27 protein-coding genes are annotated in these 26,445 nt (G+C 60.4%); 13 read left to right on the top strand and 14 right to left on the bottom strand.

Going from position 1 to position 26,445, the window contains the following annotated elements:
• Positions 1-38 precede the first annotated feature (38 nt).
• From IB245_RS12675 to IB245_RS12630, 10 genes are all read left to right on the top strand, one after another.
• A complete protein-coding gene (locus IB245_RS12675) occupies positions 39-1,013 on the top strand; it encodes a KpsF/GutQ family sugar-phosphate isomerase (RefSeq protein ID WP_008026924.1) in 975 nt (324 codons plus the stop codon).
• On the top strand, positions 1,013-1,537 hold the full coding sequence (locus tag IB245_RS12670; RefSeq protein WP_008037377.1) for a KdsC family phosphatase: 525 nt from the start codon (positions 1,013-1,015) through the stop codon (positions 1,535-1,537). Before IB245_RS12675 ends, IB245_RS12670 begins: the two co-directional genes overlap by 1 nt.
• 7 nt (positions 1,538-1,544) lie before the next feature.
• Complete coding sequence (gene lptC / locus IB245_RS12665; protein WP_008026921.1) at positions 1,545-2,117, top strand: LPS export ABC transporter periplasmic protein LptC; 573 nt, start codon at positions 1,545-1,547, stop codon at positions 2,115-2,117.
• Positions 2,104-2,652 (top strand): lipopolysaccharide transport periplasmic protein LptA, encoded by a 549-nt coding sequence (gene lptA / locus IB245_RS12660; protein WP_008026920.1) that lies wholly within the window; start codon positions 2,104-2,106, stop codon positions 2,650-2,652. Before lptC ends, lptA begins: the two co-directional genes overlap by 14 nt.
• Entirely contained in the window at positions 2,652-3,377 is a 726-nt protein-coding gene (gene lptB / locus IB245_RS12655; RefSeq protein ID WP_008026918.1) for an LPS export ABC transporter ATP-binding protein, read from the top strand. The genes lptA and lptB overlap by 1 nt, the downstream gene beginning before the upstream one ends.
• Before the next feature lie 184 nt (positions 3,378-3,561).
• A complete protein-coding gene (locus IB245_RS12650; protein WP_032828652.1) occupies positions 3,562-5,055 on the top strand; it encodes an RNA polymerase factor sigma-54 in 1,494 nt (497 codons plus the stop codon).
• Positions 5,056-5,129: 74 nt separating this feature from the next.
• Entirely contained in the window at positions 5,130-5,438 is a 309-nt protein-coding gene (hpf, locus tag IB245_RS12645) for a ribosome hibernation-promoting factor, HPF/YfiA family (protein ID WP_007941242.1), read from the top strand.
• Positions 5,439-5,450: 12 nt separating this feature from the next.
• On the top strand, positions 5,451-5,915 hold the full coding sequence (gene ptsN, locus IB245_RS12640) for a PTS IIA-like nitrogen regulatory protein PtsN (protein ID WP_008026914.1): 465 nt from the start codon (positions 5,451-5,453) through the stop codon (positions 5,913-5,915).
• A gap of 2 nt (positions 5,916-5,917) precedes the next feature.
• Positions 5,918-6,775 (top strand): RNase adapter RapZ, encoded by an 858-nt coding sequence (rapZ, locus tag IB245_RS12635; protein ID WP_008037390.1) that lies wholly within the window; start codon positions 5,918-5,920, stop codon positions 6,773-6,775.
• 15 nt (positions 6,776-6,790) lie between these two features.
• A complete protein-coding gene (locus IB245_RS12630; RefSeq protein ID WP_008037392.1) occupies positions 6,791-7,066 on the top strand; it encodes an HPr family phosphocarrier protein in 276 nt (91 codons plus the stop codon).
• Between the two features lie 7 nt (positions 7,067-7,073).
• Here the strand turns inward: IB245_RS12630 and IB245_RS12625 are convergent, their stop codons facing one another.
• The 6 genes from IB245_RS12625 to pmbA form a co-directional block, all read right to left on the bottom strand.
• The gene (locus tag IB245_RS12625; RefSeq protein ID WP_192227732.1) at positions 7,074-7,967 is read right to left on the bottom strand and encodes a ZIP family metal transporter; all 894 of its coding nucleotides are present in this window, start codon (positions 7,965-7,967) and stop codon (positions 7,074-7,076) included.
• A gap of 30 nt (positions 7,968-7,997) precedes the next feature.
• Positions 7,998-8,609 carry a superoxide dismutase gene (locus IB245_RS12620; RefSeq protein WP_008026904.1) on the bottom strand — a complete coding sequence of 204 codons (612 nt, stop codon included), beginning with the start codon at positions 8,607-8,609 and terminating at the stop codon, positions 7,998-8,000.
• A gap of 1 nt (position 8,610) precedes the next feature.
• Positions 8,611-9,042: a hypothetical protein gene (locus IB245_RS12615; protein ID WP_192227731.1), complete on the bottom strand. Its 432-nt coding sequence runs from the start codon at positions 9,040-9,042 to the stop codon at positions 8,611-8,613.
• 27 nt (positions 9,043-9,069) lie between these two features.
• Positions 9,070-10,446: a class II fumarate hydratase gene (locus IB245_RS12610; protein WP_192227730.1), complete on the bottom strand. Its 1,377-nt coding sequence runs from the start codon at positions 10,444-10,446 to the stop codon at positions 9,070-9,072.
• Positions 10,427-10,834 (bottom strand): hypothetical protein, encoded by a 408-nt coding sequence (locus tag IB245_RS12605; protein ID WP_008026896.1) that lies wholly within the window; start codon positions 10,832-10,834, stop codon positions 10,427-10,429. Before IB245_RS12605 ends, IB245_RS12610 begins: the two co-directional genes overlap by 20 nt.
• Before the next feature lie 238 nt (positions 10,835-11,072).
• Positions 11,073-12,419 (bottom strand): metalloprotease PmbA, encoded by a 1,347-nt coding sequence (gene pmbA / locus IB245_RS12600; protein WP_008026894.1) that lies wholly within the window; start codon positions 12,417-12,419, stop codon positions 11,073-11,075.
• A gap of 108 nt (positions 12,420-12,527) precedes the next feature.
• Here pmbA and yjgA point away from each other — a divergent pair, with 108 nt between their 5' ends.
• The gene (gene yjgA, locus IB245_RS12595) at positions 12,528-13,052 is read left to right on the top strand and encodes a ribosome biogenesis factor YjgA (RefSeq protein WP_192227729.1); all 525 of its coding nucleotides are present in this window, start codon (positions 12,528-12,530) and stop codon (positions 13,050-13,052) included.
• Positions 13,053-13,100: 48 nt separating this feature from the next.
• Here the strand turns inward: yjgA and tldD are convergent, their stop codons facing one another.
• The 8 genes from tldD to mreB all read right to left on the bottom strand — a co-directional run bounded on the left by tldD (position 13,101) and on the right by mreB (position 24,474).
• Positions 13,101-14,543, bottom strand: a complete 1,443-nt coding sequence (gene tldD / locus IB245_RS12590) for a metalloprotease TldD (RefSeq protein WP_008037402.1) — start codon at positions 14,541-14,543, stop codon at positions 13,101-13,103.
• An 18-nt stretch (positions 14,544-14,561) separates the two neighbouring features.
• A complete protein-coding gene (locus IB245_RS12585) occupies positions 14,562-15,410 on the bottom strand; it encodes a carbon-nitrogen hydrolase family protein (protein WP_192227728.1) in 849 nt (282 codons plus the stop codon).
• Positions 15,411-15,620: 210 nt separating this feature from the next.
• Positions 15,621-19,424 (bottom strand): YhdP family protein, encoded by a 3,804-nt coding sequence (locus tag IB245_RS12580; RefSeq protein ID WP_192227727.1) that lies wholly within the window; start codon positions 19,422-19,424, stop codon positions 15,621-15,623.
• A gap of 75 nt (positions 19,425-19,499) precedes the next feature.
• Entirely contained in the window at positions 19,500-20,957 is a 1,458-nt protein-coding gene (rng, locus tag IB245_RS12575; RefSeq protein WP_008026884.1) for a ribonuclease G, read from the bottom strand.
• A 57-nt stretch (positions 20,958-21,014) separates the two neighbouring features.
• Entirely contained in the window at positions 21,015-21,611 is a 597-nt protein-coding gene (locus IB245_RS12570; protein WP_192227726.1) for a Maf family protein, read from the bottom strand.
• A gap of 44 nt (positions 21,612-21,655) precedes the next feature.
• Entirely contained in the window at positions 21,656-22,147 is a 492-nt protein-coding gene (gene mreD, locus IB245_RS12565) for a rod shape-determining protein MreD (protein WP_008037410.1), read from the bottom strand.
• A complete protein-coding gene (gene mreC / locus IB245_RS12560) occupies positions 22,147-23,298 on the bottom strand; it encodes a rod shape-determining protein MreC (RefSeq protein ID WP_192227816.1) in 1,152 nt (383 codons plus the stop codon). The genes mreD and mreC overlap by 1 nt, the downstream gene beginning before the upstream one ends.
• A gap of 138 nt (positions 23,299-23,436) precedes the next feature.
• Complete coding sequence (gene mreB, locus IB245_RS12555; RefSeq protein ID WP_002555108.1) at positions 23,437-24,474, bottom strand: rod shape-determining protein MreB; 1,038 nt, start codon at positions 24,472-24,474, stop codon at positions 23,437-23,439.
• A 214-nt stretch (positions 24,475-24,688) separates the two neighbouring features.
• Here mreB and gatC point away from each other — a divergent pair, with 214 nt between their 5' ends.
• Both gatC and gatA read left to right on the top strand, forming a co-directional pair.
• Complete coding sequence (gene gatC, locus IB245_RS12550; protein WP_008026876.1) at positions 24,689-24,976, top strand: Asp-tRNA(Asn)/Glu-tRNA(Gln) amidotransferase subunit GatC; 288 nt, start codon at positions 24,689-24,691, stop codon at positions 24,974-24,976.
• Positions 24,977-24,992: 16 nt separating this feature from the next.
• Positions 24,993-26,444, top strand: a complete 1,452-nt coding sequence (gatA, locus tag IB245_RS12545; protein ID WP_008026874.1) for an Asp-tRNA(Asn)/Glu-tRNA(Gln) amidotransferase subunit GatA — start codon at positions 24,993-24,995, stop codon at positions 26,442-26,444.
• Position 26,445: the final 1 nt, after the last annotated feature.

The raw sequence follows: 26,445 nt of genomic DNA, 5'->3' as shown, positions 1-26,445 counted from the left end.
TAATCGCCGCCTTTTCATCAGGCTATACGATTTCTGACATGAGCCAATCCAGCGACCTGATTCAATCAGCACAACGCACCATCCGCCTCGAACTGGAAGCCGTAGAAGGCTTGCTGCCCCACATCGACGCAGATTTCGTACGCGCTTGCGAGATGATTCTGGCCAGCAAAGGCCGCGTAGTCGTGGTCGGCATGGGCAAATCAGGGCACATCGGTAACAAGATCGCGGCCACCCTGGCCAGCACCGGCACCACCGCATTCTTCGTGCACCCGGCCGAAGCCAGTCACGGCGACATGGGCATGATCACCCGCGATGACATCATCCTGGCCCTGTCGAACTCCGGCTCCACCAACGAAATCGTGACCCTGCTGCCGCTGATCAAGCGCCTGGGCATCAAACTGATCAGCGTGACCGGCAACCCCGACTCACCGCTGGCCAAGGCCGCCGAGGTCAACCTCAACGTGCACGTCGAGCACGAAGCCTGCCCGCTGAACCTGGCGCCGACATCGTCGACCACCGCGGCACTGGTCATGGGCGACGCCCTGGCCGTTGCGCTGCTGGAAGCCCGCGGCTTTACTGCTGAAGACTTCGCCTTTTCCCACCCTGGTGGCGCGCTGGGCCGACGCCTGCTGTTGAAAGTGGAAAACGTCATGCACGCCGGGCAGGAGCTGCCGCAAGTCCAGCGCGGCACCCTGCTCAAGGACGCGCTGATGGAAATGACCCGCAAGGGTCTGGGCATGACCGTGATCCTGGAAGCCGACGGCAAACTCGCCGGGATCTTCACCGACGGCGATTTGCGCCGCACCCTGGATCGCAGCATCGACATCCACAGCGCGACGATCGACCAGGTCATGACCGCTCACGGCAAGACCGCCCGCGCCGAGATGCTCGCGGCCGAGGCCCTGAAAATCATGGAAGACCATAAAATCAACGCGCTGGTCGTGGTCGATAGCGAAGACCGCCCGGTCGGCGCCTTGAACATGCACGATTTGCTGCGTGCGGGAGTAATGTAATGAGCACGGACCTGCTGCAACGCGGCAAACAGATCAAACTGGCGGTATTCGACGTCGACGGCGTCCTGACTGACGGACGCCTGTACTTCCTTGAAGACGGCAGCGAATTCAAGACATTCAATACTCTCGACGGCCAGGGCATCAAGATGTTGATGGCAGCGGGCGTGCAGACGGCTATCATCAGCGGCCGCAAGACCCCGGTGGTCGAGCGACGGGCGAAGAACCTCGGTATTCCCCACCTTTATCAGGGCCGTGAAGATAAACTGGTGGTGCTTGACGAGCTTCTCGCACAGCTCAATCTAAGCTATGAACAAGTCGCCTACCTCGGCGACGACCTGCCAGACCTGCCGGTGATCCGCCGCGTTGGCCTGGGCATGGCGGTGGCCAATGCCGCCAGCTTCGTGCGTGAACACGCCCACGGCATCACCCAGGCCCGTGGTGGCGAGGGTGCCGCTCGCGAATTCTGCGAATTGATCCTGCGCGCCCAGGGCCGCCTCGATGCGGCCAACGCCGCGTACCTGTGAGCCAACTATGCTGAGCAAGAAATTTCGCAACATCCTGATGTTCGGTTGCATCGCAGCGATATTTGCTGCGGTCGGCTACTGGAACATCAGCCCGGAGCGCTTCCTCGACAAGCCTGTGGCAAAGGTCGATGAAAGCGAAATCGACTACTACGCGATCAACGCGCACAGCGTCCAGTTCCTGCCGGATGGCAAACTGCAATACGAAATGACGTCCGACAAGGTTGAACACCTGAAGGCGACCGAAGTGACGCTGCTGACCAACCCGGACCTGAACCTGTTCCGCGGCACCCAGTTCCCTTGGCACGTCCAGAGCGAACACGGCGAGGTCAACCCGGACGGCACTCAGGTCGAACTGATCGACTCGGTGCGCATCACGCGTTTCGACGAGAAAAACCGCAAGACCCTGATTACCACCACCCGCATGACCGTGTTCCCGCAACAGCAATATGCGCAGACCGAGCAACCCGTTAGAATCGACGGCGCTGGCGGTGTATCGACTGGCAAGGGAATGAAAGCGTATTTGAAAGAAAGCAGGATACACCTGCTATCGAACGTAAGAGGACAGTATGAGGCTCGTTAAAACTCTCCCTATTTTGCTCGGCCTGAGCGCAGCACTGGGAAGCGTGAGCGCCTGGGCTCTGCCGAACGATCAACAGCAGCCGATCCGCATCCAGGCCGACGACGCCCAACTGGACGACAAGAACGGTATTGCCACCTATAAAGGTGACGTGATCATCACCCAAGGTTCGATGATCGTTAAAGGCAATACTGTGACCATGACCCGCACCCCTGCGGGCGACATCGACGTGGTGACTTCGGTGGGCAACCTTGCCTATTTCGAACAACTGCAAACGGCGGGCGACACCAAGCCGGTTCAGGGCTGGGGCGTCACCATCCAGTACCACGCCTCGCAAGACCGCGTTGTGCTGATCGATCGCGCCAAAGTTGTCGATAAGGACGGTAACGTCACCCAAGGCGAGAAAATCGTCTACGACACCAACAAAAAGCTTGCCAGCGCAGGCCGTGCCACGGGCACCAATGTGACCGAGTCGCGTCCACGTATCGACATGGTTATCCAGCCGAAAAAGAAAACCGACGAGCAAAAGGCCCCGTAATGGCAACTCTGAAAGCTCAGCATTTGGCCAAGAGCTACAAGAGCCGTCAGGTCGTGCGCGACGTCAGCCTGTCTATCGACAGCGGTCAGATCGTCGGCCTGCTTGGCCCTAACGGCGCCGGTAAAACCACCTGTTTCTACATGATTGTCGGCCTGGTTCAGGCGGATCAGGGTCGCGTACTGATCGATGATCTGGACGTCAGCCACCAGCCGATGCACGGTCGTGCAAAGGCAGGTATCGGCTATCTTCCGCAAGAAGCGTCGATCTTCCGCAAACTCTCGGTCGCCGACAACATCATGGCGATCCTCGAGACCCGCAAGGAACTCGACAAGGCCGATCGCCGCAAGGAACTGGAAAGCCTGCTGCAGGAATTCCACATCAGCCACATCCGCGACAGCCTCGGCATGAGCCTGTCCGGTGGCGAGCGCCGCCGCGTGGAAATCGCCCGGGCACTGGCCACCAACCCGAAATTCATCCTCCTCGACGAACCGTTCGCCGGCGTGGACCCGATTTCGGTGGGCGACATCAAACAGATCATCTACCACCTCAAGGCCAAGGGCATTGGCGTGCTGATCACCGACCACAACGTCCGTGAAACGCTGGATATCTGCGAAACCGCCTACATCGTCAACGATGGCCAACTGATCGCCGAAGGTGATTCGGCCACCATCCTGGCCAACGACCTCGTGAAAGAAGTCTATCTGGGCCATGAGTTCCGCCTGTAAGCACAGAGGTGTCTGGCTGGCTGTCCGAGCGCTTGTCTCGATAAAAAATCAATACTTTTTTATTGTTACAGCGCTCTAGGCAAACGCTACGGTTTCGGGCATATAATTTGCTTATGTTTGGCGCTTCGGCGCCCTGTAGTGGATGGCGCATGTGCGCCGGCGAATAAGGTGTTTAGCCCCTGCCATGAAACCATCGCTAGTCTTGAGAATGGGCCAGCAGCTGACGATGACACCGCAGCTGCAACAGGCCATCCGCCTGCTCCAATTGTCGACCCTGGACCTGCAACAGGAAATCCAGGAGGCCCTGGAGTCCAATCCGATGCTCGAACGCCAGGAAGAAGGCGACGACTTCGATAACGCCGACCCCTTGGCCGACAAAGCCGAACAGCAACCCAACGCCGACGTTTCAGAACCCTCCTATCAGGAAACCGCCCCGACGGTGGACAACCTCGAGGAAGGTGACTGGAACGAGCGCATTCCCAACGAACTGCCCGTCGACACCGCCTGGGAAGACGTCTACCAGACCAGCGCCAGCAGCCTGCCGAGCAACGATGACGACGAGTGGGATTTCACGACCCGTACATCCGCCGGTGAGAGCCTGCAAAGCCACCTGTTGTGGCAACTGAACCTGGCGCCGATGTCCGACACCGATCGCCTGATCGCCGTGACCCTGATCGACTGCATCAACAATCAGGGTTACCTGGACGAAACCCTCGAGGAAATCCTCGAAGCCTTCGATCCGGAACTCGACATCGAACTGGACGAGATCGAAGCCGTCCTGCATCGCATCCAGCAATTCGAACCCGCCGGCATCGGCGCCCGCAACCTGGGTGAATGCCTGCTGCTGCAATTGCGCCAACTCCCTGCCAAGACACCTTGGCTGGCCGAGGCCAAGCGCCTGGTCACCGATTACATCGACCTGCTCGGCAGCCGCGACTACAGCCAACTGATGCGCCGCATGAAGCTCAAGGAAGATGAACTGCGCCAGGTGATCGAACTGGTTCAGAGCCTCAACCCGCGCCCTGGCTCGCAGATCGAATCCAGCGAAGCCGAGTACGTCGTCCCCGACGTGATCGTGCGCAAAGACAACGAGCGCTGGCTGGTCGAGCTGAACCAGGAATCGGTGCCACGGCTGCGGGTCAACGCCCAATACGCCGGTTTTGTGCGCCGCGCCGACACCAGTGCCGACAACACCTTCATGCGCAATCAGTTGCAAGAGGCCCGCTGGTTCATCAAGAGCCTGCAAAGCCGCAACGAAACCCTGATGAAAGTTGCCACCCAGATCGTCGAGCATCAGCGCGGTTTTCTGGAATACGGCGACGAAGCGATGAAACCGCTGGTGCTGCATGACATCGCCGAAGCGGTGGGCATGCACGAGTCGACGATTTCCCGCGTAACCACACAAAAATTCATGCATACCCCCCGGGGCATATATGAGCTGAAATACTTTTTCTCCAGTCACGTCAGCACCTCCGAAGGCGGTGAATGCTCGTCCACGGCGATCCGCGCGATCATCAAAAAACTGGTTGCCGCGGAAAATCAGAAAAAGCCGTTGAGTGACAGCAAGATCGCTGGTTTACTGGAGGCACAAGGCATTCAGGTGGCTCGCCGCACCGTCGCCAAGTACCGCGAATCCCTCGGGATCGCGCCTTCGAGCGAACGCAAGCGGTTGATGTAGAGCCACGCCACAGCGTTCCAGTGGTAGATCATCTGGTCTACCGCTTTATGCACTGGCAACGAAGGAGAAGCTGTATGCAAGTCAACATCAGTGGACACCAACTGGAAGTGACCGAACCTCTTCGCACCTACATCGGCGAAAAACTCGAACGGTTAGAGAGGCATTTCGACAAGATCACCAACGTGCAGGTCACGATGACGGTCGAAAAGCTGAAGCAGAAAATCGAAGCCACGCTGCATATTCCCGGCAATGAAGTGGTCGCCAACGCGGAACATACCGATATGTACGCGGCGATCGACGCATTGACCGACAAGCTGGATAAACAACTCAAAAAGCATAAGGAAAAGACCCAGAGCCTCCTCCAGGGCGCGACCGGTCGTTAACACTCCCAACCCATGATCCGACTTGAAAGCATCCTGACCCCCGGCCGTTCCCTCGTGAACGTGCCGGGCGGCAGCAAAAAGAAAGCCCTCGAGCAAATTGCCAACCTGATCGCCCGGGAAGTGCCGGATCTGGAGATGCAAGATGTCTTCGAGGCGTTGATTGCCCGTGAAAAACTCGGCTCGACCGGTTTTGGCAACGGCATCGCTATCCCTCACTGCCGGCTGAAAGGTTGCACCTCGCCCATCAGCGCCTTGATGCACCTGGACGCCCCCATCGATTTCGACGCCATCGACGGTGCTCCGGTTGACCTGCTGTTCGTCTTGCTGGTCCCCGAAGCCGCTACCGATGCGCACCTTGAATTGCTCCGCCAGATCGCCAGCATGCTCGATCGCAAGGAAGTCCGCGATCGCCTGCGTAGCGCCCCGAGCAATGAAGCCTTGTATCAGGTTGTCCTGGACGAGCAAAACGGGCACTAATCATGCGCTTGATCATCGTCAGTGGCCGTTCCGGCTCAGGTAAAAGCACCGCGCTCGATGTTCTCGAGGACAACGGCTATTACTGCATCGACAACCTGCCCGCCGGGTTGTTGCCGGAACTGGCCGAACGCGCGCTGGTCCACACCGAACTGCCACAGCCGCTGGTTGCCGTCTCTATTGATGCGCGCAACCTGCCGAGCCACCTGAGCCGGTTTCCGGAACTGCTCGAAGAAGTTCGCAGCAGGCATATCCAGTGCGACGTCCTGTACCTGGACGCCGACGAAGAAACCTTGCTGAAGCGTTTTTCGGAAACTCGCCGTCGTCACCCGCTGAGCAGCGCCAACCGCTCGCTGGCCGAGGCGATCAACGACGAAACCAGCCTGCTCGGGCCGATTGCCGACCTCGCCGATCTCAAGGTCATCACCACCAACCTGAACCTGTATCAGCTGCGCGACACCATCAAGTTGCGCCTGCTGAACCAGCCGGAACCCGGTACTGCGTTTTTGGTGGAGTCGTTCGGATTCAAGCGCGGCATGCCGGTGGACGCCGATCTGGTGTTCGACGTGCGCTGCCTGCCGAACCCCTATTGGAAGCCCGAGCTACGCGATCAGTCCGGGCTTGATGAACCGGTTGCCACGTACCTGGCCGCCCAGCCGGACGTCGAAGAGATGTTCCAGGACATTTCCACGTACCTGCTCAAATGGCTGCCGCGCTTTGCCGCCAGCAACCGCGCTTATGTCACCATTGCCATCGGCTGCACCGGCGGGCATCACCGCTCCGTCTATCTGACCGAACGTCTGGGTCAGGCCCTGCAAAAAACCCTGAAGAACGTCCAGGTCCGCCACCGCGACCTCAGCTAAAGGATTCACATCGCGATGCCTGCTCTGGAAATCGAAATCATCAACAAGCTGGGCCTGCATGCCCGTGCTTCCGCCAAATTCGTTGGTGTCGCCGGCGAGTTCAAAGACTGCACGATCAGAGTCGGACGAACGCCGGAATCAACGGTCGACGGCAAAAGCATCATGGCAATGATGATGCTCGCTGCGGGCAAAGGCACCAAAATCTATATCAGCACCGAAGGCGAAGACGAGCAAAGAGCGCTGGATGCGCTGACAGACTTGATCAACCGTTACTTCGACGAAGGCGAATAACGCTCGCCTAGGCGAGCGCTGTATCCATCACCATCATCAAACAAAACCCGATCAGCAACCCAAGGCTGGCCAGCTTGTCGTGACCATGGCGTCGCGACTCGGGGATGACTTCGTGCGTGACCACCAGCAACATGGCCCCGGCCGCGAGCGCCAGGCCCAACGGCAACAGCAATTCGGCCAGGCTCACCAGCCAGGCGCACAACAGTGCGAAGACCGGCTCGACCAAGCCTGATGCCGCCCCGATCAGGAACGCCTTGACCCGCGACATCCCTGCCCCGGCCAACACCAACGCAATGACCAATCCTTCCGGCACATCCTGCAAGGCGATGCCCATGGCCAGGCTGTCGGCGTCGGGCATGCCGCCACCCGCCGAGACACCGACCGCCATGCCTTCGGGAATGTTGTGGGCAATGATGGCAAACACGAACAACCAGATCCGTGGCGCAATGACCGGCCGCTCCAGCGTGCCGACGAGCATTTCCGGCGAGGCGCCGGAAACCTTTCGATCCACCAGATACAGCCCGAACGCGCCAAGCATGATGCCGAAACTGATCAGACCGCTGGCCGCCCAAGGTGTCAGCCCCAGGCTTTCAGCGGCGGCAATGCCTGGCACGATCAGCGAAAACGCCGTCGCCGCGAGCATCACCCCGGCACCGAAGCCGAGCAGCGTATCGCTGACCGTCTGGGGCATGCGTCGAATCACCAGCACCGGCACCGCGCCCAAGGCCGTGCCCAAGGCGCAAATGGCCCCGCCCTGCAACGCACGCAGCAGTTTCGGCTCAAGGTCCAGCCACGCGAGCCCATGCGCAACCAACAGGCTCATGCCCGCCAGTAGTAACAGCGACCCAAACGCGTAACGAAACATTCGTCCACTTCCGATCGCCAGTGTTTCAGTGCCCATAGCCCGCCCAGGATTGTTTTTATAGAAGACTTAAACCAGTGCAGCCTGATAGCGCGCAGCGACTTCGGGCCAATTGATCACGTTGTAAAAAGCGTTGATGTATTCCGGCCGGCGGTTTTGATACTGCAGGTAATAGGCATGTTCCCAGACATCCAGCCCCAGAATCGGCGTATTGCCGTTCATCAAGGGACTGTCCTGGTTGCCGCTGCTTTCAACGACCAGCGTCTTTTGCGGCGTCACACTCAGCCAGGCCCAGCCACTGCCGAAACGGGTCAGCGCGGCTTTGGTGAAGGCCTCCTTGAAACGGTCGAGGCCGCCCAACTGGTCTTCGATGGCCTTGGCCAGTTCACCGTCCGGCTGACCGCCGCCGTTGGGCACCATCACTTCCCAGAACAGCGAGTGGTTGGCGTGACCGCCGCCCTGATTGATCACCGCCGCGCGGAGCTTTTCCGGCAGTTGCTGGACTGCTGCCACCAGTTTTTCCACCGGCCACTCGGCGAACTCGGTGCCTTCGACAGCCGCGTTGAGGTTATTGATGTAAGTCTGGTGATGCTTGGTGTAGTGGATTTCCATGGTCTGCGCATCGATGTGCGGTTCCAGGGCATCGTAGGCGTACGGCAATGCAGGCAAGCTAAAAGCCATTTCAGTGGACTCCATGATGTAGAGACGCAGGGGGCGACGCGACATCGACGTGCAGCAAACGATGAGTGCGCGGGTATTCGCCATGCTCGCTGATGAAATTCAGCAGTTCGACGTAGGTTTTGCTGCTCTGACGCAGTGCGGCTTCACGCAATGCGGGTGCCAGTCGCGGGTCCTGCATGGTCTTCAACAAGCGCTGGTGGATGGCGCACAGGTATTCGGCACTCTCCTCCGGCTGGTTCAGACGCAAATGCAGGTCCGCGAGGTTGTGATGGGAAATGACGCAGGCCGCCACCGCTTCGTCGGCATCCGCCCAGCGCTCGAACAACACCTGGGCCAGGGCCAATGCCTGCAAGTAAGCCTCGCGGGCATCGACGTATTCGCCCAGCATGAAACAACGGTTTGCCCTTTCGATCGTGCGTTTCCAGTGCTCCATGGTGAGCCTCCAAAGCGGTTGCGGTGATTACACGCCGCCTGCGGTGAGCTTTTCCGGATTGAGCAACTCTTCCAGTTGGCTGCGCGACAGTTCGGTGTGCTCCAGAGCGACATCGATCACCGGCCGGCCTTGCTGATAAGCCTTCTTGGCGATCTCCGCAGCTTTTTGGTAACCAATGATCGGGTTGAGTGCCGTGACCAGAATCGGGTTGCGCGACAGCGCTTCCTTGAGCCTGGCTTCGTTGACCTTGAAACTGGCGATAGCCTTTTCACCCAAGAGGTGGCTGGAGTTGGCCAGCAATTCGATGCTGCTCAGCAGGTTCTGGGCGATGATCGGCAGCATCACGTTCAGCTCGAAATTGCCCGACTGCCCGGCGATGGTGATTACCGTGTCATTGCCGATCACCTGAGCGGCGACCATCGCGGTGGCTTCCGGGATCACCGGGTTGACCTTGCCGGGCATGATCGACGAGCCCGGCTGCAAGGCTTCGAGTTCAATTTCACCAAGGCCGGCCAGCGGGCCGGAGTTCATCCAGCGCAGGTCGTTGGCGATTTTCATCAGCGAGACAGCGGTGGTTTTCAGCTGCCCGGAGACCGCAACGGCGGTGTCCTGAGAGCCGATCAGTGCAAACAGATCGGTGCCCGGCGTGAATTGCACCTGAGTCAACTTGCTCAACTGCTGGCTGAAAAGCCCGGCAAATTCAGGGTGCGCATTGATACCGGTGCCCACCGCCGTGCCACCCTGAGCCAGGGATTGCAGGCTCGGCAGCAGATCCTGCAGATGGCCGATGTTGGCTTTGAGCTGTTGCGCCCAACCGTTGAGCACCTGGCTCATGCGCACCGGCATCGCATCCATCAAGTGAGTGCGACCGGTTTTGACGTGGTGGTGAACCTCTTCAGCCTTTTGCTCGATCACCTGCACCAAGCGCACCAATGCCGGCAGCAATTGCTCATGCAATGCCAGCGCAGCGCTGACGTGGATGGTGGTCGGGATGATGTCGTTGCTGCTCTGCCCGCAATTGACGTGATCGTTGGGGTTCACCGGCTCGCCAAGCAGTCGGCTCGCCAGCGTGGCAATCACTTCGTTGGCGTTCATGTTGGAACTGGTGCCGGAACCGGTCTGGAAGATATCCACCGGGAAGTGCTGCATGAAGTCGTCCTTGAGCAAACCCAACGCCGCTTCGACGATGGCATTGCCCTGGGATTCGCTGATCTGCTTGAGTTCGACGTTGGCGCGGGCGGCGGCGGCCTTGGCCAGGATCAGCGCACGGATGAATTGCACGGGCATCGGCTTGCCGCTGATCGGGAAGTTATTCACCGCACGCTGGGTCTGTGCGCCGTAGAGGGCGTCCACCGGGACCTGAAGCTCGCCCATGCTGTCGCGCTCAATACGTGTCTTGGTCATCAGAAAATCCTTGCACCAGTTCTATGAGAGGAATCGAAGGCTGCAACTCGCAGGTCGCCAGTTGCCAGGTGTAGCTTTGCCAGCGCTTGAGGCGGCACTTGCACAGAGAGAGGCGTTCGAGTTCGCGCAACGGGCGCCATGCCTGGTCCAGGCAATAGGTTCGCCAGTGCCAGGGCAGCGCGACGTCTGCTGCGGTGTCGAGCAATAAACGGAAAGAGGTTTCAGCGATGGTCCAGGGTGAAGTCGCCGTGCAACACGCCAGATACCGGCCTTCGGCCAGGTAGTGGTCGATCAGGCGCGGCTCGTCAGGGTCCATCCCGCAACGGATCTGGCGACTCATCCAGCGCCAGCTTTCGAGGTAAGGCTGCTCGTGCAAGGCAGAACTCATGATCCGGGGCTCATTCGGTAATGAGATTTATTATTAGATGATAATGAGAACCAACACAAGCCCGAGCATGGTCCCTTGTAGGAGCCGGCTTGCTGGCGATTGCTATCTGGCATTCAACATCGATGTCGACTGATTGACCGCAATCGCCAGCAAGCCGGCTCCTACAGGTGTGTTATGCGGGCACAAAAAAAGGCGCGCCACCCATTGGGTGACGCGCCTTTTGTGTAGCGGTCGCGGGTTAGCTGCCGGCGACTGTCATCCGCTCGATCAGCACCGAACCTGTGCGAATGTTGCTGCGCAATTCCAGGTCGTTACCCACCGCAACGATCTGCTTGAACATGTCGCGCATGTTGCCGGCGATGGTCACTTCCTGGACGGCGAACTGGATTTCGCCATTCTCGACCCAGTAACCCGCCGCGCCACGGGAGTAATCGCCCGTGACCATGTTCAGGCCCTGGCCCATCAGCTCGGTGACCAGCAAGCCACGGCCCATGCGGCGCAGCAACGCCGCCTGATCTTCATCGCCATGGGTGACGAACAGGTTGTGCACGCCGCCGGCGTTGGCCGTGCTCGGCATGCCGAGTTTGCGACCGGAATAGGTGCCGAGGATGTAGGACACCAACTCGCCTTTTTCGACGAACGGTTTGGCGTAAGTCGCCAGGCCATCGCCGTCAAACGCCGAGCTGCCCATTGCACGCATCAAATGCGGACGCTCATCGATGGTCAGCCATTCCGGGAACAGCTTCTGACCCAAGGTCCCTTCAAGGAACGACGATTTGCGATACAGACTGCCGCCGGAAATCGCCGAAAGGAAACTGCCGAACAAGCCACCGGCCAGCTCAGCGGAAAACAATACCGGTACTTCACAGGTCGGCACCGGACGCGCGCCCAGTCGGCTCGCCGCCCGCTGCGCGGCACGCTGGCCGATGCTCGCCGGGTCAGCCAGCAAGTTGCCCTGGCGATTGACGTCGTACCAGTAATCACGCTGCATCTGGCCGTCGGCTTCGGCGATCATGACGCAGCTCAAGCTATGACGAGTCGATGCATAGCCGCCGATAAAACCGTGGCTGTTGCCGTAAACGCGGCAGCCCTGATGCGTGCTGAGGGTGGTGCCGTCGGCGTTCTTGATCCGGCTGTCGGTGGCAAATGCCGCAGCTTCACAGCTCAGGGCCATCTCGATGGCTTGTTCCGGTGTGATGTCCCACTGATGGAACAGGTCGAAATCCTGCAGATCCTTGGCCATCAGCGCGGCATCCGCCAGGCCGGCGGCTTCGTCTTCGGAGGTGTGTTTAGCGATGGCCAACGCCGCAGCGACGGTTTCACGAATCGCTTCAGGACCGCTGGCCGACGTGCTGGCCGAGCCCTTGCGCTGCCCGACGTACAAGGTGATGCCAAAGCCCTGATCGCGGTTGAATTCGACGGTTTCGACCTCGCGCTGACGCACTGATGTGGACAGGCCCTGCTCCAGGGACACCGCCACTTCACAGGCACTGGCGCCCTGACGCTTGGCTTCAGCGATGATCTGCTCGACTTGTTCTTGCAGTGCCGGCAACGCTTGTGGGCCGACGCTTTCAACTGCACTCATGCTGTTCTCCACTCAAATTCTGCTTTCGGTAAAGGCCTTCGAGCGACCGGGCCGGACAAGCGGCCCCCGACTGGTTATCATGGCGGCGTTTCTTTGCGGACGGCCACCATGGTTGATTCTTACGACGACTCCCTCGATACGGGAGAAAAAAGCAAATCCCAGGTTAAACGCGAGCTGCATGCTCTGGTTGACCTCGGCGAACGCCTTACAACGCTCAAGCCTGACTTGCTGGCAAAACTCCCGTTGACCGACGCTCTGCGCCGGGCTCTGGGCGATGCGCCCAAGCACACCGCGAATATCGCGCGTAAACGGCACCTTATGTTCATCGGCAAACTGATGCGCGATCAGGACACTGACGCCATTCTGACTTTGCTCGATCAACTCGATGCCTCCACCCGGCAGTACAACGAACGTTTCCATGGCCTGGAACGCTGGCGCGATCGCTTGATCGCGGGCGACGATGCAGTCCTGGAGAAGTTCGTGTTCGACTACCCGGAGGCTGATCGCCAGCAGTTGCGCTCCCTGATCCGTCAGGCCCAGCACGAACTGGCGACCAACAAGCCACCGGCATCGAGCCGTAAAATCTTCAAGTACATCCGTGAGCTGGACGAGACTCAACGCGGTCTGCGTTGAATCTCTTCTCGGGTGAGTCGCCACGCGGCTCACCCGAAGCTCCATCCCTTACGATCCTGTACCACCCACAGTGATCGCATCGATTTTCAGCGTTGGCTGGCCGACACCCACCGGCACCGACTGCCCATCCTTGCCGCACGTGCCCACGCCGCTGTCCAGCGCCAGGTCATTACCGACCATCGACACCTTGCTCATCGCTTCAGGCCCGTTGCCGATCAACGTCGCGCCTTTGACCGGCGCCGTAATCTTGCCGTCTTCGATCAGGTACGCCTCGCTGGTGGAGAACACGAACTTGCCGCTGGTGATGTCCACCTGACCGCCGCCAAGGTTGGCGCAGTAGATGCCGCGCTTCACCGAGGCGATGATTTCCGCCGGATCGCTTTCGCCCGCCAGCATGTAGGTATTGGTCATGCGCGGCATTGGCAGGTGCGCGTAGGACTCACGGCGACCGTTGCCGGTGCGGGCGACGCCCATCAGGCGCGCGTTGAGTTTGTCTTGCATGTAGCCTTTGAGTACGCCGTTTTCGATCAGCGTGGTGCACTCGGTCGGCGTGCCTTCGTCGTCGACGCTCAACGAACCACGACGACCGGCCAGCGTGCCGTCATCGACGATGGTGCAGAGTTTCGACGCAACCATTTCGCCCATACGGCCACTGTAAGCGGAACTGCCCTTGCGGTTGAAATCGCCTTCCAGACCGTGACCGACCGCTTCGTGCAGCAACACGCCGGACCAGCCCGAACCCAACACCACCGGCAACGTACCGGCCGGTGCCGGAATGGCTTCAAGATTGACCAGTGCCTGACGCAACGCTTCACGGGCGTAGCCCATGGCGCGGTCGTCGCTGAGGAAATAACGGTAATCGGTACGCCCGCCGCCGCCATGGCCGCCGCGCTCGCGACGACCGTTCTGCTCAACGATCACACTGACGTTGAAGCGCACCAGCGGCCGTACATCCGCCGCCAGGCTGCCGTCGGTCGAAGCGACAAGAATGCGCTCCCAGACGCCGGCCATGCTCACCGTGACTTGCTGAATACGCGGGTCGAGAGCGCGGGTGGCGACGTCGATGCGTTTGAGCAGTTCGACTTTCTCGGCGCGGGTCATCACTTCCAGCGGGTTGTCCGGCCCGTACAACTGGGCGACGTCCTGGGTGGTGAAGGCCTGCACCGTGCCGTTCTGCCCGGCGCGGGAGATCGAGCGCGCAGCACGGGCTGCAGCGCCAAGGGCTTCGAGGGTAATGGCATTGCTGTAGGCAAAACCGGTTTTCTCACCCGATTGCGCGCGCACGCCAACGCCCTGGTCAAGGTTGAAACTGCCTTCCTTGACGATGCCGTCTTCCAGCGCCCAGGACTCGGAAATCTGCCCCTGGAAATACAGGTCGGCGGCATCGATGCCCGGGCCGGCCAGATCGCCGAGCACACCTTGCAGGCTTTCGATGGTAACGCCGCCGGGCGCCAGGAGGTGTTCACTGACTGAGGACAACAACTCGCTCATATGCTTTACGCCTTAAATTCATCGTTCTGAGGCAGGTCGCCGGGCGCCCTGCGAGAAAAAGCGCCGGTGACTGGACACCGGCATCCGCGCCCGGATGGACGCCTGTTCGCTGCTATCGCGTTCGGCCAGCAGCACGGCCTCGCCTTGATCCTGTTGCGCCAGCACTCGACCCCAAGGGTCGACAATTGCGGCATGCCCCCAGGTTTCTCGCGGCCCCGGATGCGTTCCACCCTGGGCAGCCGCGAGCACGTAACACTGGGTCTCAATGGCCCGCGCACGAATCAGCACATCCCAATGCGCCGCGCCGGTCACTGCGGTAAAGGCCGACGGCGCGGTAATCAACTCCGCCCCGGCAGCGCGCAATTCGCTGTACAACTCGGGGAAGCGCAGGTCGTAACAGACCGTCAGGCCGACTCGACCGACGGGCGTGTCCACGACCACCACGTCACTGCCATAAGCATAGTCATCGGACTCACGATAACGCCCACGGTTGTCCGCCACGTCCACGTCGAACAAATGCAGCTTGTCGTAGCGTGCCACCGTTTCGCCCTGATCATTGACCAGCAGCGAGCAGGCATGCACTTTCGCCGTCGGCTGATCCGCCGGCGGCAACGGCAATGTGCCGGCCACAATCCATAACTTGAGGTCGCGGGCGGTCTGTTTCAACCAGGGCAGGATCGGACCTTCGCCCAACGCCTCGGCGCGGCCGATGTCAGCGATGTCGCGTCGGCCCATGGCGGCGAAGTTTTCCGGCAGCACGGCAAGCTTTGCGCCCCCGACGGCCGCTTGTTCGAGCAGCCGACGGGCCTGGGCCAGATTGGCCAGCACGTCGCTCTGGCTGACCATTTGAATCACCGCTACAGACATGGCCTTCCCTTTACCTGGAAATCAATAGATACCCCGTAGGAGCGAGCGATGCGGCGAGCCGACTTGCCCGCGAAAGCGTCGTTCCTGACACACCTCGGTGGGTCGGTTCGCGGGCAAGTCGGGTCGCCGCATCGCTCGCTCCTACAGAGATTAGCGTCGGAGCATTAGAGCCTAGGGCCATGCTACTCCATAGGCTTGGGGAGTGGCTTTTCAAAAAGGTTTGTCGAAGGTGATTTTCGGCTCTTTCCACGGGCCTTTGACGGTGTATTTCACGCTGGCGAAACGTGCCACGCGGTCACCGATCAGCTTGTCGATCAGGAACAGCGCTCCACCGATGGCCGGTGCACCGACAATCAGCGCGGCAATCGGCAAGTTGTTGGTAACCGGCAAGGTCACCAGCAGTTTCGCATCGATCTGATCACCCACCAGGTCCAGCGTGCCATTGAGCTCGACATTGCTCGACGGACCGGTCAGCAGAATCGGCTCACGGGTCACGTAAACGCCGTTGGTCCCGACCAGCAAGCCTTTGACCCGGTCGTAACTCAAGCCTTTGCCAAACAGATCGGAGAAGTCCAGCCGCAAGCGCCGGCCGATGGAGTTGAAGTTGAGCAGGCCAAATACCCGCAACGCCTGAGCGCCACCCTCGACTTCAACGAACTGGCCTTTGTTCAGCGACGCATCAAGCGTCCCGGAGAAACGCTTGGTGGCCAGCCAGGCCGGTGAACCGGGCCAGCGACCGTCGACATCCATATGAAACTCTTCGCTGGTGACACTGGGCGCAAAGCCCCAGCCTTTCAGCACATCCGCCAGATTCTTGCCGCTGACCCGGCCCTTGTACCAACTGGTGGAAGCACCTGGCGCGCCTTCCCAGCCGCCGCTGCCCTGCAACAGAAGGCCCTTGAGGCCAAGATCCAGCGTATTGAGCGCGATGCCTTTGGCGGTCGGACGCACTTTCAGCGACCAACCCCCTACCAGATCCTGCCCCTGGAACAGTTGATTGATGGTGATATCCAGCGCCGGGATCTTCGTCGGATCCACGGAAGCCAATGGATCCGGCGAATTTTCATCGGCCAAAACCGTTGGGTCCGGTGCCGGCAAACGCACGTATTGCAGATTGATCGCAATCGGTGCGCCTTTCGCATCGGGGATACCGGCGGTGCCCTTGACCTGTTGGCTGTCGAGCTGCAGGGCCCACGCACTCGGCTTGCGGTTCAACTGCACCGAGGCCTGATCAAGCGTGGTACCGATGCCGCTGAGCTTGCCGACCTTGAAATCCGCACCGCTGAGCAACTGCTTGGCGCTGCCGCCCGGATCCTGGCCGGCATACTTGTCCACCAGATCCTTCCACGGGCCGACATCCAGCTCCGACAGCACGCCGCGCACCCGCAGGCCTTTGCCGCCTGGCAATACGGCATCGCCACCACCGAGGAACAGTTCACCGCGACCATCGGCAAAACTGCCGGCCGGCGCTGCAAACGTGAAGCTGGCCAATTCGCCGTACTTGACCCAGTAACGCCGTTCCGGCCCTTGCAGGGTCATGCGGAACGTCGTGTCGCGCCCCACATCGGCCGCCATGCCGAACGGCGCCGGCAAATCGACGGCCACGCCTTTGAGGCTGGAATTGACCATCAACTGGCTGTCTGCGCCATCCAGGTTCAGTTGCAACTGATACGGGATCAAACCAGAGACCGGCAACGGCTGCGTGACACTCAGCCAGTCAGTCAGCTTTTTGACCTCGACCTGGCCGGAAGCGGTGACGCGCGTCTTGATGTCGCCTGGACTGCCATCGGCGAAAATCTGTGCGGTGACGGGTTTGTCAAAGGCACGAGCGGTGATGTTCTGCCCACTCAAGCCTTTGGTGCTGTCGAAGCGGAAATCGCCCTTCAACTGAGTCAGTTCAAGGACTGGCTCGGCCAGTTTCAAGCGCGCCTTGGCGGTCTTGAAGTCGACGAGGATATTCGGCTGTTCGCCTTTGGCCAGCGGAATATCCAGTTTCAGCTTGCCCTTCAGCTCGCCCTCGCCTTCCCATCCGGCGAAGGTGGCGGCGGTGCCGATCGGCGCTTCCTGGAGAATTTTCAGGCCATCGCCCAACCCGCCAGCGAAAGCGCCATCGAGCAACAGGTGAGGGTTTTGCCCGGCGGGCGCGTGGGGAATATTGACGTAAATATCGCTGACTTGTGTGTCGAGCAACTGGCCTTTGCTGGCCAGAATCCGCACGCCACTGTCTTCGATGAACACGTCGCCAGTGACCTTGCTGACATGCGGCCAGCCCGGCTGGAACGCCAGCTCGGCATCGTGCACCTTGAAGAACAGGCTGATGCTGCGCGCGGTGTCGGCGGCGCCATGGTTCAGCGAGCCTTGATACTGGAAGAAGCCCTGGTCCACCGCGCCCTTGAGAATCGCCGTACGCAACCATTCGTCCAGCGCCGGGCTGAGCACTTCGGGCAGGTACTTGGCGGTGTACTTGCCATCGCCCTCCACCAGGCCGACCCGCAGGTCCATGTAGTCTTCCTGGGTGTGATCGAAATGCAGGCGGATCAGGAAGTCGCCGGCAATCTTGCCCTCTTCGCCCAGCACCTTCAGGTACGGCGCGATCAGGGTGAAACCTTCTTTGTCGAGCTTCCAGGTCAAACGGGCGTTGGCCTGAATGTATTGCCATGGCTTGGCGAAAATCGGGTCCAGGTGCAGGGAAAAATCCTTGCTGTCCATGCGCAGTTCGCCGTGACCCAGATCACCGCTGATGCTGCCGCTGACATTCCGCGCTGCCGGGGCGCCGTGATAGGCATCAAAGCCGACCCGGTCGAGGTTGGCGGCAAAACTGACCTTGCTGTCGTCGGTGGCGTTGGGCCGGATGTCGACCAGCACGTTACGCAAACCACCCGTCACCTTGAGCCGCTCGACGGCGGTGGCGACGCCTTCGGGCAATGGCCCCAAGGCATTCAGCAGCGGAGTCAGCGGGGTGAGGTCGAGGCGGTCGGCTTGCAGATGCCAGAGCTCTTCGGTCGTGTCGGTGGCCAGGCTCTGTTTGAGTTGCAGGTGCGATTCCCAGCGGGTCTCACCGAAGTTCATGGACAGCGAGTCCACCGTCACCAGAAAGCCTTCGGCACTGCGCTGGAAATAACTGTTGAGCGCCAGGTTGTTGATCTGGATCGGCTTGCGCTCGGCGTAGGCGCCCTTGAGTTGCGGCGCGTTCAAGCGGATCGCGGCGCTTTGCAGAGCGCCCTTATCCCAGTTGACCCAGAGTTCGCCACCGGCCTTGATTTCGGAGAAGTTCCATTGCTGGGTCACACGCTCGGGCAGCCATTTCGACCAGTCGCTTTGCGGCAGGCTCAGGTACGCATCCGCTGCACCGTCCTGCCACTGACTGGCGCTAATACGGGTGCGAACGCTCATGGCGACCGGCTGGCCGTCGGGCAGGGTCAGCCGTGCGTCGAGTCGCTGCCGGGAGACGCCGGTTTTCAGATTCAGGCCAACGTAGGTCAAGGTCAGCGGCGGGTGATCCAGTGGCTGCAAGGTCACTTGGCTGTCGAGCACCGACAACTGCTGGACCATCTGCATGCGATTGAGCAGTTGTTCCGGATCCAGCGGCTGATCCTGCTGCACCGGCAAGCCTTCCAGCGCCCAATGACCGTCCTCGCCTTCCTTGAGGCTGATCTTCAGACCGTTGAGTTCCAGATGAGCGATGCGCAGTTCACGGGCCGTCAGGCTGGCCCAGAGGTCCGGCACCGCGCGCACCTGATCCAGACGCAGGGCATTGGCGCCCTCGCCGACCATCACGTCGTGAGCCAGCAGAATCGGCGCGAAGCCACTCCAGTTGCCTTCCAGCTCACCGATATGCAGCGGCATGCCCAGGGCTGCGCCGGCTTTGGTTTCGACTTCGGCCCGATACTCGGCCACCAGCGGCGCCAGCTCGCGACCGAGGCTGACGTAAAGCGCCATCATCACCAAAGCCAACGCGCACAGGCCCAGACCCCAGCGGGTCAGTGCGGCCAAAATGCGTGTCAGACGGTCCATGTCAGTTGGCTCCCATGGCAAAATTACTGCAAAAAGCTGAGGCCAGCTGTTCTAGTCGGGTTGAAACACAGCGATTCAGAGCAGCACCACGTCGTATTGTTCCTGGGAATACATGGTTTCCACCTGGAACCGAATGGTGCGTCCGATAAATCCTTCCAGCTCGGCGACGTTGCCCGACTCTTCATCGAGCAAGCGGTCGACGACTTTCTGGTTCGCCAATACACGATAGCCTTCCGCTTGATAGGCGCGAGCCTCACGGAGGATTTCGCGGAAAATTTCGTAGCAGACCGTTTCCGGTGTCTTGAGCTTGCCGCGCCCCTGGCAACTGTTGCACGGCTCGCACAGTACTTGTTCGAGACTTTCGCGGGTGCGCTTGCGGGTCATCTGCACCAGGCCCAACTCGGTGATGCCGATAATGTTGGTCTTGGCGTGGTCGCGCTCCAGTTGTTTCTCCAGCGTGCGCAGCACCTGACGCTGATGCTCTTCGTCTTCCATGTCGATGAAGTCGATGATGATGATCCCGCCCAGATTGCGCAGGCGCAGTTGGCGAGCGATGGCGGTCGCGGCTTCGAGGTTGGTCTTGAAGATGGTTTCTTCAAGGTTGCGATGACCGACGAACGCCCCGGTATTGACGTCGATGGTGCTCATGGCTTCCGCCGGGTCCACCACCAGGTAACCGCCGGACTTCAGCGGAACCTTGCGTTCGAGGGCTTTCTGGATTTCGTCTTCGACGCCGTACAGGTCGAAGATCGGCCGCTCGCCCGGATAATGCTCCAGGCGATCCGCGATTTCCGGCATCAGTTCGGCCACGAACTGCGTGGTTTTCTGGAAGGTTTCCCGGGAGTCGATGCGGATCTTCTCGATCTTCGGGCTGACCAGGTCGCGCAAGGTGCGTAGTGCCAGGCCGAGGTCTTCGTAGATCACACTCGGCGCGCTGATGGTTTTGATCTGCTCGTTGATCTGATCCCAGAGCCGGCGCAGGTAGCGGATGTCCATGAGGATCTCATCGGCCCCGGCGCCTTCGGCGGCGGTACGCAGGATGAAACCACCGGCTTCCTTGATACCTTCCGTGGCCACGCAATCGGTGACCACTTGCTTGAGGCGCTCGCGCTCGGCTTCGTCTTCGATCTTCAGGGAAATGCCGACATGCGCGGTACGCGGCATGTACACCAGATAACGCGAAGGTATTGATAGTTGTGTGGTCAGGCGTGCGCCTTTGGAACCGATCGGGTCCTTGGTGACTTGCACGACCAGGCTTTGGCCTTCATGGACCAGGGAGCTGATGCTTTCGACCGCAGGGCCTTCGCGCAGGGAAATTTCCGAGGCATGAATGAACGCAGCGCGGTCCAGACCGATGTCGACGAACGCCGCCTGCATGCCCGGCAACACCCGCACGACTTTGCCTTTATAGATGTTGCCGACGATACCGCGTTTTTGCGTGCGTTCGACGTGGACCTCTTGCAGGACACCGTTTTCAACCACCGCCACGCGCGATTCCATCGGCGTGATGTTGATCAGGATCTCTTCACTCATGGCAGGGTCTCGTTCAGGCATGTTCACGATAATGGCCGCATCTTGTCAGTACGACGCTCAGCGCGCGTTAAGGGTTTGCCAACAGGGTATGCCGAAATGGCCAAGCAGCTCAGCGGTTTCGCACAGCGGCAGTCCGACCACCGCCGAGTAGCTGCCATTGAGCCCGGCGACAAACACCGCGCCCAGTCCTTGAATGCCATAGCCACCCGCCTTGTCCCGAGGTTCGCCGCTGGCCCAGTAGGCCGCCGCTTCATTGAGATCAATGGGGCGAAAACGCACCAGGCTGCGCACAACACGAGACTCGCAGCGCTCACCGTCAAGCACGGCAATGGCGGTCAGCACTTCATGTTCTTGTCCTGCCAACATCATAAGCATGGCGCACGCGTCGGCTTCGTCCACCGGTTTGCCGAGAATTTTGCCGTTGAGCACTACGGCGGTATCAGCGCCCAGCACGCAAAAATCGGCGTCGGACACGACCGCGCCACACCCGGCTTCAGCCTTGCCGCGCGCAAGGCGCTCGACATAGGCCGACGGCGATTCATGGTTCAAAGGGGTTTCATCGATGTCCGCGCTGATGGCGGAAAACGGCACGCCGATCTGCGTGAGCAGTTCACGCCGACGCGGCGAGCCTGAGGCGAGGAATAGCTGTTTCATCAAGACATCTCCCTTGTCATGGTGTGGGCAAATGCCTGACCGAATCAGTTAATTTTGTAACGTCGACGCAGACCGCGCAAACCGAAGCTGATCCACGGCCAGAGCAACGCGCTGACCAGTGCCGGCAAGACCAGCGCCAGCGTTGGCTGACGATTGCCGGTCAGGGCGCTGAGCCACAGCTGAACAAGCTGCGCGAGGCCGAAGATCACCAGGATCACCAGGCTCTGTTGCCACATCGGGAACATCCGCAGCCGCTGTTGCAGCGACAGCACCAGGAACGTGATGAGCGTCAGGATCAACGCGTTCTGGCCCAGCAGCGTGCCATAAAGCACATCTTCGGCCAGGCCCAGGCACCACGCGGTGACCATGCCGACTTTCTGCGGCAGGGCCAACGCCCAGAACGCCAGCAGCAAGGCGAGCCATAGCGGGCGAAGGATTTCCATGAATTGCGGCAGCGGCGAAACGCTGAGCAACATGCCGATGGCGAACGTCAGCCAGATCATCCAGCCGTTTCGGGAGGCGGTAGCACCGACCATTATTCTCTTCCCCCAGTGGTAGCCGGTGCAGAGACAGGCGGTTTGGCAGCGGGCTTCACGACAGCGGGTTGTGTCGCCGGTGGTTTGGCGGCGGGTGCAGTCGCGGGCGGCTTGGCGGCGGCAGGGTGTGCGGCAGCGGGTTTGGCCGGGGTTGTGGCAGCAGGCTTGGCCGGGGTCGCAGCAGGTGCAGTCGCTGGAACGGCGGCGGCAGCAGCAGGTGCAATCACCGCAGCAGGTTTCGGCACGGTGGCGGGAATGATTGGCCCGCCGCCTTGCGCATCGAGGTTTTCCTGAGCCTGAGCGGCGTCGTTTGCACGCTCTTCCGGTGTACGCGTATCGCTGAACACCAGCAACAGGTAACGGCTACGGTTCAAGGCAGCGGTCGGCACGGCGCGGACAATGGCAAATGGCTGGCCGGAATCGTGAATCACTTCCTTGACCGTCGCCACCGGGTAACCCGCCGGGAATCGCTGGCCGAGACCGGAGCTGACCAGCAAGTCGCCTTCCTTGATGTCCGCCGTGTCGGCCACGTGACGCAGTTCCAGACGTTCCGGGTTGCCGGTGCCGCTGGCAATCGCTCGCAGTCCGTTACGGTTCACTTGCACCGGGATGCTGTGGGTGGTGTCGGTGAGCAACAGCACACGGGAGGTGTACGGCATCAACTCGACCACCTGGCCCATCAGGCCACGGGCATCGAGCACCGGCTGACCGAGGACCACACCGTCGCGCTCACCTTTATTGATGATGATGCGATGGGTGAAGGGGTTGGGGTCCATGCCGATCAACTCGGCCACTTCGACCTTCTCGTTGACCAGCGCGGAGGAATTGAGCAACTCGCGCAGCCGAACGTTCTGCTCGGTGAGGGCGGCAAGCTTTTGCATGCGACCCTGCAGCAGCAGGTTTTCGGTCTTGAGTTTTTCGTTTTCGGCGACCAGCTCGGTACGACTGCCAAACTGGCTGGCCACACCTTGCCATAGCCGCTGCGGCAGGTCGGTGATCCAGTAAGACTGCATCAGCACCAGCGACATCTGGCTACGCACTGGCTTGAGCAGTGTGAAGCGGGCATCGACCACCATCAGCGCGACCGATAGCACGACCAGCACCAACAAGCGCACGCCCAGTGAAGGCCCTTTGGTGAAAAGCGGTTTAATAAGCCGCTCCTCCCAGGCAAATGTTTTCTTTATTCATACGGCAGACCGGCCTGGATACAGACTGACAGAAGGTAAACGCAAACAGGCAGCACTGCAAAGTGCCGCCTGCGCGCTCAACAGCATAGTTGCATCGGGCGATCACTCGCTCGACAGCAGATCCATGGTGTGTTTATCCATCATTTCCAATGCGCGGCCACCGCCGCGAGCAACGCAGGTCAGCGGGTCTTCGGCAACGATCACCGGCAGACCGGTTTCCTGGGCCAGCAACTTGTCGAGGTCACGCAGCAAGGCGCCACCACCGGTCAGTACCAGGCCACGCTCGGCGATGTCGGAAGCCAGCTCCGGCGGCGATTGCTCCAGTGCGCTTTTAACAGCCTGAACGATAGTGGCCAGGGACTCTTGCAGAGCTTCCAGCACTTCATTGGAGTTCAGGGTGAATGCGCGTGGAACGCCTTCGGCCAGGTTACGGCCGCGAACGTCGACTTCGCGAACTTCGCCGCCCGGGTAGGCAGTACCGATTTCCTGTTTGATGCGCTCGGCGGTGGATTCGCCGATCAGGCTGCCGTAGTTGCGACGCACGTAGGTGATGATCGCTTCGTCGAAGCGGTCGCCGCCAACCCGTACGGATTCGGCGTAAACCACACCGTTCAGGGAGATCAGTGCGATTTCAGTGGTACCACCACCGATATCCACCACCATCGAACCGCGTGCTTCTTCAACCGGCAGGCCGGCACCGATCGCAGCCGCCATCGGCTCTTCGATCAGGAACACTTCACGTGCGCCGGCACCAAGGGCCGATTCACGGATGGCACGACGCTCAACCTGAGTGGATTTGCACGGAACGCAGATCAGCACACGAGGGCTAGGCTGCAGGAAGCTGTTTTCGTGAACCTTGTTGATAAAGTATTGCAGCATCTTTTCGCAGACGCTGAAGTCGGCAATGACGCCATCCTTCATCGGACGAATGGCGGCAATGTTGCCCGGCGTACGGCCGAGCATGCGCTTGGCCTCGGTGCCGACAGCAACGACACTTTTCTGGTTACCGTGTGTCCGAATAGCCACAACCGATGGCTCATTCAGGACGATTCCGCGCTCGCGCACGTAAATAAGGGTGTTGGCAGTGCCCAGGTCAATGGAAAGATCGCTGGAAAACATGCCACGCAGTTTCTTGAACATGGGAAAGGGACCCTAGGCAACGCGTGGGTAAAAAAGTGCGGCAAACTCTAACAACGACAGGGATTTTGGGCAAGGCGCCAATATGTTAAATTGGCCGCTTTTCTGTGCACCAACCCCCACAATCGCGGCCTTATGACCGTAGAAATGCGGTAGTGTTCCGACAATCTAACACACGGATAGCATCCGTTCTGTTTTCCTTCCACTGGAGAATCCCATGACGCTTGAACGCTCCGACGTGGAAAAAATCGCTCATCTGGCCTGTCTGGGCCTCAATGATGCCGATCTTCCACACATCACTTCGGCCCTGAACAGCATTCTGGGACTGGTCGACGAAATGCAGGCGGTCAATACCGACGGTATCGAACCGCTCGCCCACCCACTGGAAGCCAGCCAGCGCCTGCGTGCAGACGTCGTGACCGAGACCAATCATCGCGAGGCCTATCAGTCCATCGCACCAGCGGTCGAAAACGGCCTGTACCTGGTTCCGAAAGTCATCGACTAAAGGGAAAGAGCCTGCAATGCATCAATTGACTCTGGCCGAGATCGCCCGCGGACTCGCCGATAAAAAGTTTTCTTCCGAAGAGCTGACCAAAGTCCTGCTGGCGCGCATCGCCCAGCTCGATCCACAGCTCAACAGCTTCATCAGCCTCACCGAAGACCTGGCGCTCCAGCAGGCGAAAGCCGCTGACGCACGCCGTGCCAATGGTGAGAGCGGCGCCCTGCTCGGCGCGCCGATCGCCCATAAAGACCTGTTCTGCACCCAGGGCGTGCGCACCAGCTGCGGCTCGAAGATGCTCGACAACTTCAAGGCACCGTACGACGCCACCGTCGTCGCCAAACTGGCAGCCGCCGGCGCGGTGACCCTGGGCAAGACCAACATGGACGAATTCGCCATGGGTTCGGCCAACGAGTCGAGCTACTACGGCGCGGTGAAAAACCCGTGGAACCTGGAACACGTGCCGGGCGGTTCGTCCGGTGGTTCGGCGGCGGCCGTTGCCGCTCGTCTGTTGCCAGCCGCGACCGCCACCGACACCGGCGGCTCGATCCGCCAGCCGGCCGCGTTCACCAACCTCACCGGCCTGAAACCGACCTACGGTCGCGTTTCGCGCTGGGGCATGATCGCTTACGCGTCCAGCCTCGATCAGGGCGGCCCGCTGGCGCGCACTGCCGAAGACTGCGCGATCCTGCTGCAAGGCATGGCCGGTTTCGACAGCAATGACTCCACCAGCATCGACGAGCCCGTGCCGGATTACAGCGCCAGCCTCAACGATTCGCTGAAAGGCCTGCGCATCGGTGTGCCGAAGGAATACTTCAGCGCCGGTCTCGACCCGCGTATCGCCGAGCTGATCCAGAACAGCATCAAGGAGCTGGAAAAGCTCGGTGCCGTGATCAAGGAAATCAGCCTGCCGAACATGCAGCACGCGATTCCTGCGTACTACGTGATCGCCCCGGCAGAAGCGTCTTCCAACCTGTCGCGTTTCGACGGCGTGCGTTTCGGCTATCGCTGCGAAGACCCGAAAAACCTGGAAGACCTGTACAAGCGTTCCCGTGGCGAAGGTTTCGGGGCAGAAGTGCAGCGCCGGATCATGGTCGGCGCCTACGCGCTGTCGGCCGGTTACTACGACGCCTACTACCTGAAGGCGCAGAAGATTCGTCGCCTGGTGAAAAACGACTTCATGGCGGCTTTCAATGAAGTCGACATCATCCTCGGCCCAACCACGCCGAACCCGGCCTGGAAGCTTGGCGCCAAGAGCAGCGACCCGGTCGCTGCCTATCTGGAAGACGTCTACACCATCACCGCCAACCTCGCCGGCCTGCCGGGCTTGTCCATGCCCGCCGGTTTCGTCGATGGCCTGCCGGTCGGCGTGCAACTGCTCGCCCCGTATTTCCAGGAAGGTCGCCTGTTGAACGTTGCCCATCAGTATCAGTTGAACACTGACTGGCACACCCGCACCCCAACCGGCTTCTGAG

Origin of the sequence: Pseudomonas sp. PDM02 (genome assembly GCF_014852285.1) — a bacterium.
Taxonomy (GTDB): Bacteria; Pseudomonadota; Gammaproteobacteria; order Pseudomonadales; family Pseudomonadaceae; genus Aquipseudomonas; species Aquipseudomonas migulae.
This window is presented reverse-complemented; position numbering and strand designations above follow the sequence as displayed.

What these genes read in the sequence shown, in the direction of transcription:
- pmbA (WP_008026894.1), bottom strand. Translation starts at nt 12,419, where the DNA reads ATGAGTGCAGTTGAAAGCGTCGGCCCACAAGCGTTGCCGGCACTGCAA.
- IB245_RS12585 (WP_192227728.1), bottom strand. Translation starts at nt 15,410, where the DNA reads ATGTCTGTAGCGGTGATTCAAATGGTCAGCCAGAGCGACGTGCTGGCC.
- tldD (WP_008037402.1), bottom strand. Translation starts at nt 14,543, where the DNA reads ATGAGCGAGTTGTTGTCCTCAGTCAGTGAACACCTCCTGGCGCCCGGC.
- lptB (WP_008026918.1), top strand. Translation starts at nt 2,652, where the DNA reads ATGGCAACTCTGAAAGCTCAGCATTTGGCCAAGAGCTACAAGAGCCGT.
- IB245_RS12570 (WP_192227726.1), bottom strand. Translation starts at nt 21,611, where the DNA reads ATGAAACAGCTATTCCTCGCCTCAGGCTCGCCGCGTCGGCGTGAACTG.
- gatC (WP_008026876.1), top strand. Translation starts at nt 24,689, where the DNA reads ATGACGCTTGAACGCTCCGACGTGGAAAAAATCGCTCATCTGGCCTGT.
- hpf (WP_007941242.1), top strand. Translation starts at nt 5,130, where the DNA reads ATGCAAGTCAACATCAGTGGACACCAACTGGAAGTGACCGAACCTCTT.
- IB245_RS12625 (WP_192227732.1), bottom strand. Translation starts at nt 7,967, where the DNA reads ATGGGCACTGAAACACTGGCGATCGGAAGTGGACGAATGTTTCGTTAC.
- IB245_RS12610 (WP_192227730.1), bottom strand. Translation starts at nt 10,446, where the DNA reads ATGACCAAGACACGTATTGAGCGCGACAGCATGGGCGAGCTTCAGGTC.
- lptC (WP_008026921.1), top strand. Translation starts at nt 1,545, where the DNA reads ATGCTGAGCAAGAAATTTCGCAACATCCTGATGTTCGGTTGCATCGCA.
- IB245_RS12605 (WP_008026896.1), bottom strand. Translation starts at nt 10,834, where the DNA reads ATGAGTTCTGCCTTGCACGAGCAGCCTTACCTCGAAAGCTGGCGCTGG.
- IB245_RS12650 (WP_032828652.1), top strand. Translation starts at nt 3,562, where the DNA reads ATGAAACCATCGCTAGTCTTGAGAATGGGCCAGCAGCTGACGATGACA.
- ptsN (WP_008026914.1), top strand. Translation starts at nt 5,451, where the DNA reads ATGATCCGACTTGAAAGCATCCTGACCCCCGGCCGTTCCCTCGTGAAC.
- IB245_RS12630 (WP_008037392.1), top strand. Translation starts at nt 6,791, where the DNA reads ATGCCTGCTCTGGAAATCGAAATCATCAACAAGCTGGGCCTGCATGCC.
- IB245_RS12675 (WP_008026924.1), top strand. Translation starts at nt 39, where the DNA reads ATGAGCCAATCCAGCGACCTGATTCAATCAGCACAACGCACCATCCGC.
- mreB (WP_002555108.1), bottom strand. Translation starts at nt 24,474, where the DNA reads ATGTTCAAGAAACTGCGTGGCATGTTTTCCAGCGATCTTTCCATTGAC.
- IB245_RS12615 (WP_192227731.1), bottom strand. Translation starts at nt 9,042, where the DNA reads ATGGAGCACTGGAAACGCACGATCGAAAGGGCAAACCGTTGTTTCATG.
- gatA (WP_008026874.1), top strand. Translation starts at nt 24,993, where the DNA reads ATGCATCAATTGACTCTGGCCGAGATCGCCCGCGGACTCGCCGATAAA.
- IB245_RS12670 (WP_008037377.1), top strand. Translation starts at nt 1,013, where the DNA reads ATGAGCACGGACCTGCTGCAACGCGGCAAACAGATCAAACTGGCGGTA.
- rng (WP_008026884.1), bottom strand. Translation starts at nt 20,957, where the DNA reads ATGAGTGAAGAGATCCTGATCAACATCACGCCGATGGAATCGCGCGTG.
- mreD (WP_008037410.1), bottom strand. Translation starts at nt 22,147, where the DNA reads ATGGTCGGTGCTACCGCCTCCCGAAACGGCTGGATGATCTGGCTGACG.
- rapZ (WP_008037390.1), top strand. Translation starts at nt 5,918, where the DNA reads ATGCGCTTGATCATCGTCAGTGGCCGTTCCGGCTCAGGTAAAAGCACC.
- yjgA (WP_192227729.1), top strand. Translation starts at nt 12,528, where the DNA reads ATGGTTGATTCTTACGACGACTCCCTCGATACGGGAGAAAAAAGCAAA.
- lptA (WP_008026920.1), top strand. Translation starts at nt 2,104, where the DNA reads ATGAGGCTCGTTAAAACTCTCCCTATTTTGCTCGGCCTGAGCGCAGCA.
- IB245_RS12620 (WP_008026904.1), bottom strand. Translation starts at nt 8,609, where the DNA reads ATGGCTTTTAGCTTGCCTGCATTGCCGTACGCCTACGATGCCCTGGAA.
- IB245_RS12580 (WP_192227727.1), bottom strand. Translation starts at nt 19,424, where the DNA reads ATGGACCGTCTGACACGCATTTTGGCCGCACTGACCCGCTGGGGTCTG.